This window comes from Arsenophonus nasoniae (assembly GCF_004768525.1).
GTDB lineage: Bacteria > Pseudomonadota > Gammaproteobacteria > Enterobacterales > Enterobacteriaceae > Arsenophonus > Arsenophonus nasoniae.
In genome coordinates this window covers 857,606-876,940 of the sequence record NZ_CP038613.1, presented here as the reverse complement: position 1 = coordinate 876,940, position 19,335 = coordinate 857,606, and the positions used below count along the sequence as shown (strand labels likewise).

General features: G+C 32.4%; 11 protein-coding genes and 4 pseudogenes. 10 read left to right on the top strand and 5 right to left on the bottom strand.

Translation table 11 applies throughout. The annotated features are described in order from the left end of the window. Positions 1 to 35: 35 nt before the first annotated feature. The 3 genes from sctC to ArsFIN_RS04090 all read right to left on the bottom strand — a co-directional run bounded on the left by sctC (position 36) and on the right by ArsFIN_RS04090 (position 3,002). Positions 36 to 1,655, bottom strand: coding sequence for a type III secretion system outer membrane ring subunit SctC (sctC, locus tag ArsFIN_RS04100; RefSeq protein WP_034249407.1), 1,620 nt, complete (start codon positions 1,653 to 1,655; stop codon positions 36 to 38). After that, positions 1,627 to 2,415 (bottom strand): helix-turn-helix domain-containing protein, encoded by a 789-nt coding sequence (locus ArsFIN_RS04095; protein ID WP_135677482.1) that lies wholly within the window; start codon positions 2,413 to 2,415, stop codon positions 1,627 to 1,629. The genes sctC and ArsFIN_RS04095 overlap by 29 nt, the downstream gene beginning before the upstream one ends. Positions 2,416 to 2,516: 101 nt before the next feature. Then, positions 2,517 to 3,002, bottom strand: coding sequence for a winged helix-turn-helix domain-containing protein (locus ArsFIN_RS04090; RefSeq protein WP_051296971.1), 486 nt, complete (start codon positions 3,000 to 3,002; stop codon positions 2,517 to 2,519). Between the two features lie 1,643 nt (positions 3,003 to 4,645). Between ArsFIN_RS04090 and ArsFIN_RS04085 the strand changes: the two genes are divergently transcribed. The 3 genes and pseudogenes from ArsFIN_RS04085 to hemB all read left to right on the top strand — a co-directional run bounded on the left by ArsFIN_RS04085 (position 4,646) and on the right by hemB (position 8,345). Then, the gene (locus ArsFIN_RS04085; RefSeq protein ID WP_026822360.1) at positions 4,646 to 5,791 is read left to right on the top strand and encodes a trans-sulfuration enzyme family protein; all 1,146 of its coding nucleotides are present in this window, start codon (positions 4,646 to 4,648) and stop codon (positions 5,789 to 5,791) included. A gap of 26 nt (positions 5,792 to 5,817) precedes the next feature. Then, positions 5,818 to 7,236: pseudogene (locus ArsFIN_RS04080) on the top strand (Na+/H+ antiporter NhaC family protein). Between the two features lie 131 nt (positions 7,237 to 7,367). Next, entirely contained in the window at positions 7,368 to 8,345 is a 978-nt protein-coding gene (gene hemB, locus ArsFIN_RS04075; protein WP_026822361.1) for a porphobilinogen synthase, read from the top strand. 30 nt (positions 8,346 to 8,375) lie between these two features. Here hemB and crcB read toward each other — a convergent pair whose 3' ends face one another. Further along, the gene (gene crcB / locus ArsFIN_RS04070; RefSeq protein ID WP_026822362.1) at positions 8,376 to 8,759 is read right to left on the bottom strand and encodes a fluoride efflux transporter CrcB; all 384 of its coding nucleotides are present in this window, start codon (positions 8,757 to 8,759) and stop codon (positions 8,376 to 8,378) included. Positions 8,760 to 8,971: 212 nt separating this feature from the next. On the opposite strand from crcB, the pseudogene ArsFIN_RS04065 reads away from it, so the two are divergent. The 7 genes and pseudogenes from ArsFIN_RS04065 to ArsFIN_RS04040 form a co-directional block, all read left to right on the top strand. Next, positions 8,972 to 9,225: pseudogene (locus tag ArsFIN_RS04065) on the top strand (hydroxylamine reductase); the annotation flags it as partial. Between the two features lie 179 nt (positions 9,226 to 9,404). Then, positions 9,405 to 9,515: pseudogene (locus ArsFIN_RS28720) on the top strand (IS6 family transposase); the annotation flags it as partial. A gap of 563 nt (positions 9,516 to 10,078) precedes the next feature. Continuing rightward, a complete protein-coding gene (locus tag ArsFIN_RS04060) occupies positions 10,079 to 10,828 on the top strand; it encodes a hypothetical protein (protein WP_135677481.1) in 750 nt (249 codons plus the stop codon). Between the two features lie 851 nt (positions 10,829 to 11,679). After that, complete coding sequence (locus tag ArsFIN_RS04055; RefSeq protein WP_026822363.1) at positions 11,680 to 12,615, top strand: hypothetical protein; 936 nt, start codon at positions 11,680 to 11,682, stop codon at positions 12,613 to 12,615. 446 nt (positions 12,616 to 13,061) lie between these two features. Next, positions 13,062 to 14,774, top strand: a complete 1,713-nt coding sequence (gene cptA, locus ArsFIN_RS04050; protein WP_026822364.1) for a phosphoethanolamine transferase CptA — start codon at positions 13,062 to 13,064, stop codon at positions 14,772 to 14,774. 656 nt (positions 14,775 to 15,430) lie between these two features. Next, positions 15,431 to 16,726, top strand: coding sequence for a dicarboxylate/amino acid:cation symporter (locus tag ArsFIN_RS04045; RefSeq protein ID WP_051296972.1), 1,296 nt, complete (start codon positions 15,431 to 15,433; stop codon positions 16,724 to 16,726). A gap of 587 nt (positions 16,727 to 17,313) precedes the next feature. After that, positions 17,314 to 17,838, top strand: a complete 525-nt coding sequence (locus ArsFIN_RS04040; protein ID WP_026822365.1) for a hypothetical protein — start codon at positions 17,314 to 17,316, stop codon at positions 17,836 to 17,838. 651 nt (positions 17,839 to 18,489) lie between these two features. Here the strand turns inward: ArsFIN_RS04040 and ArsFIN_RS04035 are convergent. Next, a pseudogene (locus ArsFIN_RS04035) lies at positions 18,490 to 19,335 on the bottom strand (M10 family metallopeptidase C-terminal domain-containing protein); the annotation flags it as partial.

Here is a 19,335-nt window from a genome sequence, read left to right as displayed (position 1 = left end):
CACCATATTATAAGAATTATTTATGTTATTACTCATCAATGATTACTCAGAAAATTTGACATCCAGTCTTCTAATTTATTATCAAATTTATCTTCTTTTACTTTTTTAGCAATATTTTCCGCACTAGTACTTAAAGGATTAATAATCTCTCTAGGCTGTATAAGAAATACTCTAACTAAACTATCTTTTTTTTCAATATTATAACGAAATAGACTACCTAAATAAGGGATATCACCAAGTAAGGGTATTTTTTCTTCTATATTTCTATGTTCGTCACGCGTATAACCACCAATTAACAGACTTTTATTCTGGGGAACTCTAGCTATAGTACTAATATTTGTTCGACCTATTTCTGGTAAATGATCGGTTATTTGCCCTGCGCGGCTACCATCTTCAACAGTAATCATCATTTCTATTTGATTATTAATAGTAAACCTAGGTAATACACTAATCGCGGTACCATAAGTAACATTTTTTAAATCTGTCGCTCTTTCACCAATCAATTTGGTATAAAAAGTTCGATTATTATCAAATATTGCTGGAATATTTTCTTGTGTTAGCACCATTGGTCTAGAAACAATATTTGCTTTATCATTCCTTGTTAAGGCAAATATAGCTGTCATAAAACTGGCTCCATCAATAGTGCTTGTTCCTGCATTTAGTGATACACCTAATTTTTGCCCAATTTTAGCGCCACCACTCCATTTTATACCGAGCTGGTCAAGTGCTTTTTTTTCTATATCAATAATCCATACCGATAGTTCTATATGCCTCTTGGTTATATCTAACTGTTCTACAATTTTTCGTAGATAATTTACTTGCTCTTTATTACCTTTTATTAATAAGCTATTATTTCCAGGATTAGATATAATAGAAACTAAGCCTTTATTTAACGGTGAATTTTCTATTAGAGATGAATTGTTGCTCTGATTAACTAATTCATCTTGATTTTTTTTTTGTATATGATTTTTTAATTTTGAAATATTATTACTCGATGCATCCATCAATTTATTTATTATTGATGCCATTCCTGGAATAATAATATCATTAAACCTATATTGATAATGACGATCTTCTACAAATGTATTATATAATGGCACAATTGCTATTTTTTCTCGGCCATCAAATTCTGTCGTAGTTTCATCCAAAAACTGCGTAGTATTAATTATTGTTTCAATATAGACTGGTGGTCCAGATATATAAAATAAACGATTGTTACTCCCAGAACGTAATGGATAACGTTCATCATATAAACCTGAATCTTTTAAAAAATTTTTTATCTCTTGAATTGTTGTATTATTTAAAGTAATAACGGTATTACGCATTTCAATCGCATCACAAATATATATTACTTGGCCATTATCGTACCACATCAAGTTAAGTTGCTGAGTAATATCTCTTAAGGTATCAAGTGGATATTTAAGATCAAAATCGCCGGTTATTTTCTTTTTTATTGCAAGCTGACTAACTATAATTGGTTTATTAATAACCGAAGATAGAGCATCAAAAACACCACGTATGGTTTCATTTTTAGCAATATAACCTGATTCAATTGTTTGCTCTGATACAGCTTTAGAACTTGACAATAATATGAAATTTAAAAACATAAAAAAAATTAATATACTGCTATCTTTTCTTATCTGTAATCTCTTCATCGGTGACACTAGGTCCTTTCTTTTGATAGTATCTCTTTAACCGGCTTGGACTTATCCCCAAAAAACTCTTCACTTCATCAGAAAAATGAGACAAATTGGAATAACCATATTTAAAAGCTATTTGTGTGATATTCTGATTTTTATCATTCAGATCTAATAACGCATTAACTAACCGCCATTTTTTTAACTCAGTTTTAGGAGAATTACCTAATGCATTTCCTGCTAGCTTCCTAAAATAAGATACAGATAATCCATATTTTATACTCATTTTCTGTAATTTTTGATTTCCTTCCAACAACGATTCTTCAAGCAGAAAACGAACTATACGATATTCTTCATTTTGGCGTAATAAAGAAGAAAACCTTTCTGCCTTTTTCTCTTTATTAATTTGTTGACTCAAAAACCAATATTCAAGATTTTTTTGTTTTTTATAAGTATCAAAATTAAAATTAATAAAAGCAGAAAGATAATTATTTTTGAAATTATGAATTTGATTATTTGCTTTATCAATAAAAGCCTGCATTTTAGCTAAATGTAAGATATTTTCTTTTTTTAACCTGATTTCACCTGATAAAACATCTATTTTTGAAGGTAAAATCATCATGATCCCACTCTCTCCAATATCAAAACAGCAAATTTCTTGATTTTTTTTTGAACTAATGCGAAGTTCTGTTTTAGTTACTGCAGTAATATAATAAAGAACTGGATTTTCTAATAGAATTTCGTCATATTTTAACCACATAGATTCACTCTGCCGCAAAACTTGCTCCTTAACATGAAACCAGCTTCTAGCAAAAAACACGATCCCATTAAACCTTAAAATAAGACAAAGATCACAACCAAATTATGACGAAATCATGACTATTTACATTTAATGTTCAATGTTAAGCGCTGAAAACTATCCTTTATTGAATTTGAAGAACAAATACCCTCTTTAAATACAGGTAATATTCTGCCAATACTTTGCATATAATGCCCACTTTGCCGCTTATCGTGGTTAGGAATTTCGTACAGATAATCATTCCTTGCGCCTGAATCAATAAGTTTTACATCACCATTAAAGCAATATCCTCTACCATAAATGGTTATAATCAAATTTTCCTGTTTAAATAATTTTCGTAAGGAATATATGCAACGAACAACAGATTCATCTTTTACTTCTCCACCTTGCCAAACATAAGCAACGATATCATCTTTCTTTATAATCTTTTTACTATTAGCCACTAAACAACTTAATGCCCTTAATTCTTTGGGTGGAATTGCAATAATCTCTCCATTTTTCATCAGCATTTCATTGCAATGTAATCGATAATCTAAAAATTGAAAAACTAAATCTCGATGTATCATAATAAGCATCCTCTCTACGACTCTATTTAATAGTCTAATTAATAGCCATCCTTGAAAATGGCATCCATAATAAAATTGCACTATACTATCTATTATTCTACAGATTTTTTATTATTTATATTAAATAAAATGATTGAAGGTTAAACAACTCTTACCACTAATATGAATAAATTTAAATTTTTTAATTCCATTACTTAACTCCGCTGATGAAACAAGCATCAGTATGATTTTTAAATAATAAAATATATAAGAAGTATAATAATATATTATAATAGTTCTCTATTACAAGAAAAGATTAAAGTCATATTACCTCAATTATGCAATTTGTTTTTATCGATCCGTTTTGCATTATTGATAGCCTAAAACTATCAAAAAACAAACATATTGATAACCAATTGATAACAAAGAATATTATTATATCGCTTATTTATTTATCAAAAAATAAACATAAATAATATTTATTTAATTTTAAATCAATATTTTATTCCTTAAATTAACTAAAATTAAACATTTTATTATCTAATAATAAATTTTTTTGCAGATTTACAATAAAATATTCTTTTTTGATATTTTATTTGATAATAAATTTATTTTGGTCTAAATATTTTTATCATATAAAATCTATTGTTATAAATTTATTATTATTTGCACGCAACATTAATCTAATGACTAACACAGTAATTTATTAAATATTTTTAATGATATTTCAATCTATTTATGTTTATTTTTTAGACAAAATGAATATAAGATGCTTTTATTCATTCCAATACAAAATTATACCAATAAATTTATATCTGATATATGCTACAGCTTTTCGTTTACGACTAATTAATTCAATATCTTTTAAGATGCTAATTCCCATTATCAATTATTTTTTCTTCTGTATAAAACTAAACTAAATTTTAATAACTAATATTTCGAGCACTATATATAGCTAAGATACTCTTTATCCTTTTTGACTATTTACCAAACAACGACTTTCCTACTAGTCGAATTGGTAATTTTACTTTTTAAGGTGTTTTTTAATTTTCTTCAACCACGTATTAATTATGATACTTATCTTTATCAATTATAATTGATAGATTTTAATACTAAAATAATGCTAAAACTTGACTATTTTATCTAATACAACAAATGGAAATTAATTTAATATTATCGATAAAAAACTTTATCCTGTAAAATTAAACTGACATTATGATTATCTATCATATAAATATTAATCTAACAATATTTTATTTTTGTTATAAATATTTAATTGTTTTTTTATATATAAAAATTAATAGTAAAACCTAATAAAACAAAAAAAGATTATTTTTAAAAATACAAATAATTAACACGAATATTACTAAAACTATATTTCTCTCTAATTTTATAATATTCCTTTTTTTCAGCTATATCGTTATAAACATCACATCTTCAGTTAGTTAATGATCCAAAATAGCAAATAAAATAATAATTATAAAACTTTTATTTTTTATGAAATACGAGCATTACGTTTAGCGTATTGATTTATACTGTCATATAAATATATCAAGCAATGACTTTCATTTGACACGAATCTATTGTAATTCTATCTATTTATACAACTATACTTATTGTCATATAATGAATTAACACTGATTAGAAAAAATATAAGGATTATAATGGCAAAATTTTCAACTATTTTAATTCATGAAGGGAAACAGCTTGATAAAGCTAATAATGCTATTTTCCCCACTATCACCACAGCAAGTAGTTTTATTCAACAAAATGTTGATATAAATGGTGAATATAGCTATTCACGAATTAAAAATCCAACGCGTTATGCTTACGAAACATTACTTGCCGACATTGAAAAGGGTATTTATGCCACCGCTACTGCTTCTGGTGTCGCAGCAACATTACTAGTATTAAATTTACTACCAAAAAACTCGCATATTATTGCCATGCGAGGTGTCTATGGTGGCACTTACCGCATATTTGAAAAACTCATAAAAGAAACAAGTGGTCATAAAGTCGATTATATTGATCTCAATAATCTGCAACTAGTTAAAGAGCATTTACACAATAATACTCGACTGATTTGGATAGAAAGCCCAACTAATCCGCTATTAGAACTTGTTGATATCGGTAAAATTTGTCAGCTAGCAAAAGAAAATAATATCTTAACTTGTGTCGATAATACCTTTGCTACTGCCTGGAATCAAAAACCCCTGGTATTAGGCGCTGATATTGTCATGTTGTCTAGCAGTAAATACATAGGCGGTCACTCAGACTTAATCGGTGGTGCTGTCATCACTAATCAATCCACAATTGCCGATAAAATTGATGTTCTTAAAACAACCATCGGTGCTATTGCTTCTCCTTTCGATGCTTATCTAGCATTAAGGGGATTAAAAACTTTAGATCTTCGCATGACAAGACAATGCGCTAATGCACTGGCAATAGCCGAATTTTTAAATAATCATCGTAATATCAAAAATATATACTATCCAGGACTACCAGATAATCCGCAGTACTCTATTTGTCAGACACAAATGAAAACAGGTGGCGCTGTTGTTACAATTAACATTAATGGCAATCGAGAAAATGTAAAAAATATTATCGATAAATTGCAATATTTTGTTCTGGCCGAATCATTAGGTGGGGTCGAAAGCATGGTAAATCATTCAGCAACTATGTCCCACTCCGCTATGACGGAAGAAGAAAGAGTCAAAATGGGCATTTACGATACAACCTTACGTTTATCTGTCGGGATAGAAGATATTGATGATCTACTTAACGATTTAGAGCAAGCACTGAATTTTTAATACCCAGCTAGAGAAAAGGTATCGCAATGAATGACTACGGGATCTGGACAGTAATTACGCCACTTATCACTATTATACTCGCGATAATGACACGCCAAGTTATCTTATCGTTACTGATAGGTATTTTAGTTGGTTATACCGTTATTAACGATCACAATATTTTGTTGGGTATTCAAGCGACACTGACCGGAATTATTGCTACTTTTGCCTCCCCCGGCAATACACAAACAATTATTTTTATTTTATTAATTGGCGGAATTATGCGGTTAATTAGCGTCACCGGAGGGGTGAGAAGTTTAGTGTATTTACTAACCAATAAAACGCGTTTAATAAAAAATAAAAAAGCAATCCAACTACTAGCCATGTTTATTTCAATAATCATTTTTATTGAAAGTTCGATTAATCAATTAGTCGCTGGCGCTTCTACTAAAAATATTGCCCGCTATTATGGGGTTTCCGCAGAGAAAATGGCCTATATTATTCAAACGTCGGGTGTCTCGGTATGTTCTTCTGTTATGATCAATGGTTGGGGAGCTGCTATGATGGGGGTGATTGGCGTACAAATCTCTAAAGGTTTTATTTCAGGCGAACCATTTGAAATTCTGGCTACCGCTATGCCATATAATATTATGGCTTGGTTATCATTAGCCTCAGTACTATTTTATATCCTTACCGATTACGCCTGAGGTCCGATGAAAATAGCGGAACAAAAAGCGATTGCCAATCAACATGGAACTCATCAACCATCTGCCATTGCTGATGAAGACGTCATTGATCATCCAGCGACTCATACTGTATTGAACTTTTTTATTCCTATTCTGGCAACGGTTTTAATGGTACCTATCGCTCTTTATATTACCGGTCATGGCGAATTTACCAAAGGCAGTGGCTCAACCTCTGTTTACTGGGCGGTGATGTTTGGTACTTTAGTCTCATTTATCTGGTTTTTAGCCCGCCGCATTTTGACGATCGAAAGTTTTTTTAAGGAAGTTTATATCGGTTACGCCAGTATGATCAAAATCAGCTCAGTCATGATTTTAGCTTTTTTAATGGGCAATGTTTCTGCCGATCTTAATACTGGTGCTTACATTGCACAAATTTCCAGTGGCTTATTGCCGGCAGGGTTTTCGGTAGCTTTTATTTTCTTAATCAGCGCCATTATGTCGTTAGCAACCGGCACTTCATGGGGAACTTTTGCTATCATGATCCCTATTGGGGTACAATTAGCGCTTTCCGTCAACATGCCTACCGAATTAATGATCGGCGCAGCGATTACCGGTTCGATTTTTGGTGATATGACTTCCCCAATCTCTAGCGACGCCATTGTTGCTTCAATGGCAACCGATTGTGATCATATTGAACATATCAGAACACAGATGCCTTATGCCATTGTTACCGCAATAATCGTGCTAATTATTTATCTTTATTTAGGATTCAGCCAATAAATCAAAATAGCATGTATAGAAAAAAGCCCTCTCAATAAAGATGTAAGATGAATTAATAACATTTATAATAGGCAGCAAATATTAAAATAATACGATTAATTATATTCCTGTAGCAGTAGCAAGGAGAATGTGTGCAACATCAGCAAACTATTCGCCGTTTAAGGCGATTACGTCAAACAGAAACAGTTCGCAATTTATTTAAAGAAACCACTTTAACGCTAAATGATCTTATTTTGCCCATTTTTGTTGAAGAAGAAATTAACGATTATCAGCCGATTGCAAGTATGCCTGGGATTTTTCGTATCCCAGAACACAAGCTACCCTATGAAATCGAACGGATTGCTAAAGCTGGGCTCAAATCAGTAATGTTATTTGGTATTTCCCATCATCTTGACGAAATAGGTAGCGATACCTGGCAAGAAAAAGGTTTAGTTGCTCGCATGTCAAAGGCATGTAAGGATACTGTGCCTGAAATGTTAATTATGTCAGATACCTGTTTCTGTGAATATACCTCTCACGGCCATTGCGGAGTTCTAGGTAGAAATGGCGTGGATAATGATGCAACATTACTAAATCTCGGTAGACAAGCAGTCACTGCGGCCAATGCTGGTGCTGATTTTATTGCCCCTTCTGCCGCAATGGATGGGCAAGTCAGCGCCATTCGTGATGCATTGGATAAAGCAGGTTTTACGGCTACCGGTATTATGTCCTATTCAACCAAATTTGCTTCCACCCTTTATGGCCCTTTTCGTGAAGCGGCAGGCTCTTGCTTAATTGGGGATCGTAAAAGTTACCAAATGGATCCAATGAACCGTCATGAAGCAATTAGAGAATCATTGATAGACGAACAAGAAGGCGCTGATGTTTTAATGATAAAACCGGCTGGCGCTTATCTGGATATTATTCGCGATATTCGTGAACGCACTCAATTACCACTAGCAGCTTATCAAGTCAGTGGCGAATTTGCTCAAATTAAATTTGCTGCTAAAGCGGGCGCGATTAATGAAATCGATGTTGCGCTAGAAACATTAGGAGCCATCAAGCGTGCCGGCGCTAATCTGATTTTGAGCTATTTTGCGTTAGATTTAGCAGAAAAAAAACACCTTTAAGCAATCTATGTTGGCAAAAAAAGTTAGACGCTAGCGATTCTGGATCAATTGGTAAACCAACATACCAAAATAAGTTACGAGTAGTGTACTTACCACATGAATTAAGATTTCCAAAAATCCGTGATAGTAGCGCTGTTGCTGAAAGGAAAGCATAACTTCCAATGAAAAGGTAGAAAAAGTTGACAACCCGCCACAAAAACCAGTCATTACCATCAATCGCCATTCAGGAGATAGCGTATAATGGTTAGCAAAATAAGCAAAAGCAATACCTAATATAAAACTAGCAATCACATTTGAGAGATAAGTCCCTAATGGTAAAAGTGCAATTAATGGATTTAATTTCGTTGACAAAAGCCAGCGTAAGATACCACCAAGGGCAGAACCTATTGAGATCGCCAAAAAGATTTTAATCATAAATTATTTTCATCCAATAAAAGACTTGATCATCAATATTTTGTGCTATTTTTGCTACAGCAGCAACCGCATTGATATAACAAATAATTAATATTAAATAATACAATAATAATTTGTAATTTTATCCAAGCTGGAAATTATGCCTACCCTACTGCCAAAGTTCACCTCTTTTTTGGTCACATTCATGATAAATTAGAGTGACTTAACGCGTTTACCTTAATATTGTTCTAGCCACTAAGCTGGCGGAAAAATTAGCCTGTAGCGTGAATGATCTGCCGCTATCACTGGTTTTTTCCTGGTTTGAACAAAAAGCGATTGCTATTCTTCTCAGCTTGCTATCACTTGGTATAACGAATATGGTCCTTGGCCCAACGACACCCGCTTTTTTGACTCCAGATTTGCTCGCTATCTTGCAGGAAAATAGGGGTTAAGAAAAATCACTAATGTGGAACAGGATATACAGTAATTGCTGTGTGCTTGATAATAAGAGCTCTCAATAGCAATATTAGCATATGGTTGATAAATGCCCGAGCACATAAATTAAAAAATGTCAGATGTGGCTGGGAGCTGCTACTTTTATTGGCATTGTTGTAAGATTAAGGCGCTGATAATCTTGCTTACGATTTAATCAATGGTACGCAGTATATTTGTTTTAAAGGTCGACACTTTACTTGCAACATTATTCTTTGGGAGGTACGCTGTTACTGCCAATATAGCATCATCTATCACGAATTGCCGAAGTTGCAGGCACTGCGTAAAACGTTGGCAGAACGAATTTACTATAACCATTCCTCAAATAAAGTAGCTCTGATGAACCGAGTTTTTAAAAATGTAATTCTCTGTTATTGTACAAGAGCTTTACCATATTCATGTTTGCAACAGTGCTCTTTTTATTAATAAACCTATTTTATTTAAATCACTATTATTATGTATAATATTCTTTCTATTTTATTTTTATTATCCTCTCTATTTAAAGAAAAAACTTTCTAAACAAACCAATTAAAATTATAAATATTAAATTTAAGCTCACTAAATTAATTCAATAAGGCGTGTATTTAATGCCTTCGCCAAAGCGAATAAATAATGATAAGATGGAAACGGTTATAACAAAAATCATTTAATTAAAGTAATGCAAAAATAGTAATACTTTAAAATAAATAATGAAATTAGGTAAAACTCTACCCATTAATTTTTCTCTATTAATTAATAATCAATTTAGGTTTGTCGCAACAGAATATCAGCAAACTATCAATAAGTTACCATTCGGCACATATATATAATTAATAAGCTAAAACTATTCTTTTTAAGGATAAAAACAGATGAAATTAATCTATAAACTAATACCTTTTCTTATAGTAAACATAGCATGGGCTTATGACATACAACCCGACTATGTCGCAGATAATAATGTTCATTTTGCTGGCACCGCAACGATAAAATCAAATATGCCTATCGGTAGCAGAATTACTGGACCTATTGAAGGACAGATGAGCACTAAAGTCCATGGCCGCTGTTCAAAAAATAATATTCGTATATTAGCAAGAATAAGTGATTATAATAGCTATGTAGATACTTATAATGGCAAGAAAGTTTATGCTACTGGAACGCCAGGTATAGGTTATGCAATAAACGATCATCAACATAATACAGCTGATCTCGATAGTTGGTTTATGTGGGGAATGTTAAAAAATAACACCGACTATGTAACTGGTAAAATGGGAGGATACGTAGGCGTTAGTTTTTATAAAACCGGTAATATTCAACCAAATGCCACCATTACAAATTTAAATTTGGCAAAATTTTACTTACGCTGTCTTGGTGGTAACCCAGGGTCACGTCGTCTTATGGCTAGCTTAAAATTTGTTGGTAAACTAACAATAAAAGTCGAGCAAGATAATAACCGTGGTTCGAATAATAGCGGTTGGAATAATGACGGACGAGGCGGTAACAATAACAATAACAATAACAATAACAATAACAATAACAATAACAATAACAATAACAATAACAATAACAATAACAATAACAATAACAATAACAATGATACCAAAATTTGGGCGACTCATTAATAAATAAAATAATGATAAAAACTATTTTATAAAAATAATTTTCCGTGGAGTTTTAACCATAACTCCACTGTTGTTATTAATTTTTTATTTATATATTTTCCTCTGTTCAATGACTTTGAATTTTAAAAAATAAAAATCTTATCTCTTACGAATAACTAAATTAGTGCCATTTATTGCTATTAAGCAGTAATAAATGTATTACATAAATATTTAGACTATAAAATATAACACTAAACATATTTTTTAATGAATAACTCAATTAGTAATATTCCTCCGGCAATATTCCAGTAAGACTTTATAATAGTTATTTTAATTTGTAACCCAATGTTGGTATTTTATATTTTATTAAATTCTGCATCCCTATCGTCATCTTAAAGAAATTCAGGAAAAATAGCTAAATTTAAAAAGATTTTTTTAAGCGAAAAAAAATGAAAACACTAAAAAACTCCAGTAGATGTTGCGAGCAGAGGCTATCGCTACTTTTTCAATTAATATAATCTATCGCATTAATAATTATCGAACGTAATGACTTAAAATATTAAATTTAAGCTATTAATACAACTAGTTTACTAAATTAATTCAATAAAGCGTGTATTTAATGCCTTCGTCAAAGCAGATAAATGATGATAAGGTGGAAACGGATATAACAAAAAACATTTAATTAAAACAATGCAAAATAGCAATACTTTAAAATAAATAATCAAATTAGGTAAAAACTCTATCTATTAATTTCTCTCTATTAATTATCAATTCAAGCTTTTTACAACAGAATATCAGCAAACTATTAATAAGTTACTACATAACATAAATATAAAATTAATACACTAAAACTTTTTTTGAGGATAAAACCAATGAAATTAATATATAAACTAATACCTTTGCTTATGGTAAACATAGCATGGGCTAATGATATAATACCCGACCATATTGGAGACAATTATGTCCATTTCGCTGGCGCAGCGACGATAAAAGCAAATATGCCTATCGGTAGCAGAATTATCGGTCCTCTTGAAGGACAGATGAGCACTAAAGTTCATGGCAGCTGCCCAAGAAACAATATTCGTATATTAGTAAGAACAAGTGATTATAATAGCTATGTCGATACTTATAATGGTAACAAAGTTTATGCTACTGGAACGCCAGGAATTGGTTATGCAATAAACGATTATCAACTAAATACAGCCGATCGCGATCGTTGGTTTATGTGGGGAATGGTAAGAAATAACACTGAATTTGTAGCTGGCCAAATGGGTGCCTATGCAGGCGTTAGTTTTTATAAAACCGGTGATATTCAACCTGATGCCACCATCACAAATTTTAATCTGGCAAAATTTTATTTACGCTGTCTTGGTGGTAATCCAGGGCCAAGTCGTCTGATGGCTACCTTAAAATTTGTTGGCCGACTAACAATGAAAGTCGAGCAAGATAATAATAGTGGTTCGAACAACGGTGGCTGGAATAATAGCGGACAAAGCGGTAATGGCAACAATGGCGGTTCGAATAACGGTGGCTGGAATAATGGCGGACAAGGCGGTAATGGCAACAATGGCGGTTCCAACAACAGCGGCTGGAATAATGGCGGACAAGGTGGTAATGGCAACAATGGCGGTTCGAACAATGGCGGACAAGGTGGTAATAACAACAATGGTGGTTCGAACAGTAGCGGACAAGGTGGTAATAACAACAATGGTGGTTCGAACAATGACGGACAAAGAGACAATAATCCAAATAACAATAACAACAACAATAGTAATAGCAATAATAGCAACATTTGGCCGACTCATTAATAAATAAAATAATGATAAAAACTATTTAATAAAAATAATACATAAATAATCAATAAACTTTATACGTATAAAAAAACTATTTTATAAAATAGTTTTCAGTGGAGTTTTCACTATAACTCCACTGCTATTATTGATTATTTTATATATTTTTCTCAAATCGAAGCACTGGCTGCTGTTATTATTACTGTACTTTTCATCTTTATTATTAAAACCCAAAATAATTGGCTATCTTGTTAATCAAAATAAAATTTCATTTAATAATACTTCTTTATAACTGCAAGTCTAGCAACATATTTTCAACAATCACTTAAGAGCAATAATATTTTTGTTGCAATTATCTGTATTTCGTTTAATGTTCAAAAATTATCAGTCACCCAAAAATCTGATAATGAAAATAATACACAACACCTTACGTTTGAAAAACAAAATTGATGAGCATAAATTATATGTTTAATTCTTCACCAAGTAAAAAAAATAACTTGGTAGCCTTTATCTGGTTACTTGTATTTTTTCTCTATTTTTCTACAGTTATTCAGATCATTGTAGTAACAACCGGTCAAAGTAATACTATTGGTCTAAGAGATTCTCTTTTATACAGTACTGTTTGGCTTATTCCAGCACTGTTTTTTTCTCGCCATATTAAATTGGTTACCGCTATTATAGGCATTATTCTCTGGCTATCCTCTGCGATCGCGTTGGCCTATTATATAGTTTATGGCCAACAATTTTCACAAAGTGTCATGTTTATCATGTTTGAAACAAACACACATGAAGCTAGTGAATTCTTAACACAATATTTAAGTATTAAAGTTATCGCAACCCTATTGGTTTATACGCTAATCGCTATTTTTTTATGGACACGCATAAAACCTGTTCATATATCCGTTTCTGCTAAATTTTTATTGTCAACAATTATTATTGGTATTCTTTTTGGCGCACCTTTTTACAAAAAAGTTATCAAATCCAACGGTGATCTCGATGATCTAATGCCATATCTAAATGCAAGAATGGCTTATGCTGCTCCTTGGCAATTTATCAGTGGTTATTTTCTCTATCAGAATCAGCTTACGAATATGGAGGCTATTTTAACCAACAATGCTAAAATTCCTCCGTTAAAAAATTTAATTGATAACAATGGTGCTACGCCAAGAACATTAGTGTTGATTATCGGTGAGTCGACCAGCCGAGGCCGCATGAGTTTATATGGCTATGGCCGTAAAACAACACCACAACTAGATGCATTAGCAGAACAATACCCTGATAATTTAAAAGTATTCACCGACGTGGTTACTTCACGCCCTTATACTATCGAAGTGTTACAACAAGCATTAACTTTCGCCGATCAATTACAACCCGAACTTTATAAAACGCATCCCTCCCTAATGAATATGATGAAGCAAGCGGGTTATAAAACTTTCTGGATCACCAATCAACAGACTATAACTCAGCGTAATACGATGTTAACTGCGTTTTCACGTCAGACCGATAAACAATATTATCTGAACAACGATATGGCGCAAAGTTCACGGCAATATGATACATCGGTGCTAACTCCATTCCAGGAGGTATTAAAAGATCCCGCAGAGAAAAAATTTATTGTTGTCCATTTACTTGGCACTCATATGAAATATGCCTATCGCTATCCAAAAAATGAGGGGATATTTGATAATAAAACAGATACTATGCCGGCTAATCTTAGCAAAAGTGAACAAGCCGATTATAACGACTATGATAGTGCACAACACTTCAACGATAAGGTAGTGGCAATGCTAATTAAAGATTTTGCTGCATCTAATGAAAACGGTTTTTTAGTCTATTTTTCTGATCATGGAGAAGAAGTTTTTGACACACCGCCACATCATATATTAGGTCGTAATGAAGCAGCTCCAACGCGCCCTATGTATGAGATCCCTTTTATTATCTGGCAATCACCGCAATGGATTAATACTCACCACCACCATTTAGATAACATGGTAAATAGGCCTTATAGTATTATGCATTTGATCCACACTTGGTCAGATTTAGCCGGTCTTAAGTATGATGGATTTGATGCCAGCAAAAGCGTCGTCAATAAAGATTTTCAGCCTACTCTCCGTTACATTGGCAATCCTTATAATAAACAACAACCACTAAAAACTTATGATCAACTAAAAAAATAATCCTTTCATTTATTCCCCTGGTTAATTCTCAGGGGATAAAACCACTAATCTTAAGATTTAAAGACAAAAATCATACCCCATAAGCAAATTTAAACTGACTGATCTTCAAACAAGATTATAGTGGCGTACTTTTATTTAAGATATCAATTAAATGATAACTAAAAAGCTAAATTATTAGTTAATAATGGCAAAAATAGCCGAATACCTGCTATTACTAGAACATTTTATTAATTAAATAAACTAATAATATCAGCTCGTTAAGTCACAAAATTTAAAATTATTCATTAAATTATATGGTTTGTTCACTTTAATGCTGTTATGGTTATCATTCTACACAGTAGGATTGCATACAAAATGAAATACTAATGTGTTTAGTGCTTAATGGTATCAATTATTTTTTGACATATAATTTAACACTTAATTAAATAAAAATAATCAATATAAACATACGCTTAACTTGATACTAACCATGTATCTATACCAGGATATTGTATCAATTTCGATAAAAATATAATCAATATTATTTCTCATTTTAAATACATTTATTTAACAAAATTAAAAATAAAGGATGCCTTAGATAATTACACTGAAATACTAATTCAGGGCTTGTTAAATAATATGAGATCTAATATCAGCCTGACAAAAACGGAATCATTATGAAATCGAAAAGTTTAACTACTTGGATTATTATAGGCCTGATCACCGGGATAATCGTTGGATTTGCATTAAATTCACTTACCAGTACAGAAGTAACAACCAGCTACGCTAAAAATATTTCTATCATTACAGATATCTTTTTGCGTTTGATTAAAATGATCATTGCACCATTGATTATTTCAACACTGATCGTCGGGATCGCCAAAATGGGTGATGCCAAAACGTTGGGACGTGTTTTCTCAAAAACGTTGTTACTGTTCATGGTCGCATCTTTCATTTCAATTACCGTTGGTCTGGTTATTGTTAATATTCTCGCACCCGGAGTAGGTATCAATTTCGTGGCAAATACTAGTTCAGCGGTGACAAATATCGAACCCACGACCTTTTCTTTCCACAATTTTATTGCCCATGCTATACCCACCAGCATCATTGATGCAATGTCGCGCAATGAGATTTTACAGATTGTAATTTTCTCAATTTTTATGGGATGTAGCTTATCTGCTATAGGTAAAAAAGGTGAACCAATTATTAAAATTCTAGATTCACTGGTTTACGTAATGTTAAAACTAACAAGCTACGTTATGCTGTTTGCCCCCATTACCGTTTTTGCCGCTATCTCAGCCATGATTGCTGAACGCGGATTAAGTGTACTGATTAGTACTAGCATTTTTATGGGAGAATTTTACTTTACTTTAGCGTTACTTTGGTTGATCTTAATTGGGGTATCGGTGTTAATCGTTGGCCGATGTATTTTACGCTTAGTCAAAAACATCATGCAACCCGCCTTACTGGCTTTTACGACTTCAAGCTCTGAAGCCGCTTTCCCTGGCACCTTAGAAAAACTGGAAGAGTTTGGTATTTCTAATAAGATTGCTAGCTTTGTTTTACCCATTGGCTATTCATTTAACCTTGTTGGTTCAATGGCTTATTGCTCATTTGCAGTTATCTTTATCGGTCAAGCATGTAATATTCATTTAAGTATGGGTGAACAAATCGCAATGTTGTTGATTTTAATGCTGACATCTAAAGGTATGGCCGGTATACCACGCGCATCATTGGTCGTTATTGCAGCGACACTAACCCAATTTAATATTCCAGAAGCTGGCTTAATTTTATTAATGGGTATTGATCCTTTCTTAGATATGGGACGTTCAGCAACCAATGTTATGAGTAATGCCATGGGAGCAGCGCTTGTTGGTCGTTGGGAAGGTGAACACTACGGTGACGGCTGCCGAGGCACACCGAAAGAAAAATCTGACAATTTTTTTACCGATAAAATCAGTTTGAAATCTTAATAGCAGATAATATTCCAGCTAAATAGAACCAAGGCGCGCTGATCGGTGCGCCTTAATGATTTAAAATACAATTCAATTTATTGATTTTAAATATTAATTGATACCACTCGAGAAACGGTTATCCATTATCATTTTTAGCTCAATTACTTATGCTATTTTTTTTTCATTCCTCTAATTCTCATCTATGCTTAATAAATAACGGACATAAGCTACAGAGTTATACTTATCAAGTTGTTATATTGTTAAAATCTTATATCCTGTCTTATGTCTTTATCAAAGTTTGCCGTAAAACCCCGTCCTTTAGGACGAGGATATAAGGCGGTTTTTGCCAAGGTATGTTAGAATCTCAAGTCATACCGCAGGACATGCGGAATTTTAAGCCTGTGGAGAGATGAGGTTTGTGACTCACTCAGCGAAGCAGGAACCCACCGAAATGATTCAGGCTTCGATCTGGACGTAGTAGGAATCCTTGCACTTTAGGGCGGGGAGGATGTCAACCAATAGATGTATCTATAATGTTAAAGTCTTTTTTATTGATTATAGACTTATTTATGATCGTCCATGAATATAGAGAAAGGAACCTATTAATGAACAAAAAAATTCTAAGTATGCTTATCTTGACGGGTATAATAACTGTTGTTACCGGTTGTGATGAATCGCCTAAAGTTGACGATGCTATCCAACAAACCAAGGAGAGCGCTGAACAAATAAAACAGGCTGGTACAGAAAAAGCGAAACAAGTGGTTGATGATGCAAAAGAAGCTGCGACCAATATAAAAAATAAAGCTGCTGAAGAAGCGGATAAACTATCGACAAAAGCAGATCAATTAAAAGAAACAACTCAACAAAAAACATCAGAGTTACAACAAAATATTTCAGATAAAGCGACTGAAGTCACAAATCAAGCAAAAGAGAAAGCAACTCAAGTTAAAGAAGGGTTTAATTCTGAAGTACAGACATTATCTGATAAAGCAGCAGCAGCTAAAGAGGATATAACAAATAAAGCAGCAGCGGCTAAAGAGGATATAACAAATAAAGCAAACGCATTAAGCGAAAGCGCGAAAGAAAAAGCGCCTAGCATGCAACAAAATACTCAACCACCAAAACAATAAAATTCAATTAGTTTGATGAAAGAAAAGAAATATTGTTAAAAATTAATTGTAGCCAGAACCATTAAAAATAAAAATAATATTGTTTTTACACTTCCTTCTAACCTGATAAGGCCAGTAAATCTGGCCTCTTTTTTAACCTAGTTAGATTGATCACATGAAATTTATCATAATTTGACATTAATACTGTGACATGATTATTAAAATAGGTTCTAGATTTGTTACATCAAAAGTAATTTACAAAATAGTCTATTCGACAGTATCTTTATCAGCAGCCAGCGTTGGGATTAGACGCGACATTAATAGCATTATATATAATATTCTCATCAATAATGATAAACTATTAGATAAATATTGAATTAACAGAGAAATATAAAATTTTAGCTTTATACTTTTTAAAACAAATAGTTATTAGAATAATTTACTTTACTATTGTTTATATAAGTAATAATAAAGCAAATAAAAATCTATTCGATTTTACTAACTTAATGCCTCTTAAGCAGAAATAAATTAATCTCATGAGCAAAATAGATGCATTCAATATCACCGATTTACAAACATAAAATTCAACTAATCATTTAATATTGTTAATAATAGTAACATTATTAATTTAAAAATCTTTTTAACTTACCAGATTATAGACAGCTAATATAACTACCATAAAATAACATCGGTATCTGGATTAAAAGAACCAAAAATGTCTAGCATAAAATCCCCTTCCGAATAACTATCCCCTCTGATAAGAATACGATGTCCATTATCCGAATAATGCTTTACCTCAATTTTTCCAATCTTATTACTGAACTGTTCAACAACAAAGTCTTTATTTGTATTTTGCGCTTTATTGCTAATTTTCATAGCAGAGAGATCTATTTTATCAATTCCAGCCTGAAATCCTATAATCATGTCACAAGCTGAGGGTGTTGATTCTTTAGCAGAAAAATAAATAAAGCGATCTTCTTCAATAATTTCATGAGAGATAGCAGCGGTTCTCCGATCGGCTATTTGCTGCGTAGTTATTTGTTGTTGCGTGGTAGATTGGTTAGCTTCTGCTCCTATTATTCCAGCCGCATTGGCTGAATCAAATGCAGTTATCTCCTGTTCAATAGATTGCCACTGTTCTGGACTTAAAGTATCAAAATCAAACTTCTCTGCGCCAATACTTTGCATGGCCTGAGTAAACCGAATCGATTGCGGATTTACGCCATCACCCCAAAGTCGATCCGCACCAAGTCCCCCATAAATAGTATCATTGCCCGCTCCGCCTTTAATATCATTATTAACATCGTTACCGACAATAGTATCATTGCCATAACCGCCGATAACATTTTCAATAACGGTTCCCTTAGCGATTGAAACATTAGCTTTTAAACCACCAACATCAGAAAATGCACCCTCATTCAAATTTATTCGTTGCCTTTGAAAATAGCCGGAAAGATCTAAAGTATCATTACCTCCCGCATCCCATATGCAGCATATCAGCTCGATACGGGCATCATC

Coding starts and splice junctions, on each gene's coding strand:
- sctC (WP_034249407.1), bottom strand. CDS start 1,655: ATGAAGAGATTACAGATAAGAAAAGATAGCAGTATATTAATTTTTTTT.
- ArsFIN_RS04090 (WP_051296971.1), bottom strand. CDS start 3,002: ATGATACATCGAGATTTAGTTTTTCAATTTTTAGATTATCGATTACAT.
- ArsFIN_RS04085 (WP_026822360.1), top strand. CDS start 4,646: ATGGCAAAATTTTCAACTATTTTAATTCATGAAGGGAAACAGCTTGAT.
- crcB (WP_026822362.1), bottom strand. CDS start 8,759: ATGATTAAAATCTTTTTGGCGATCTCAATAGGTTCTGCCCTTGGTGGT.
- ArsFIN_RS04060 (WP_135677481.1), top strand. CDS start 10,079: ATGAAATTAATCTATAAACTAATACCTTTTCTTATAGTAAACATAGCA.
- ArsFIN_RS04055 (WP_026822363.1), top strand. CDS start 11,680: ATGAAATTAATATATAAACTAATACCTTTGCTTATGGTAAACATAGCA.
- cptA (WP_026822364.1), top strand. CDS start 13,062: ATGTTTAATTCTTCACCAAGTAAAAAAAATAACTTGGTAGCCTTTATC.
- ArsFIN_RS04045 (WP_051296972.1), top strand. CDS start 15,431: ATGAAATCGAAAAGTTTAACTACTTGGATTATTATAGGCCTGATCACC.
- ArsFIN_RS04040 (WP_026822365.1), top strand. CDS start 17,314: ATGAACAAAAAAATTCTAAGTATGCTTATCTTGACGGGTATAATAACT.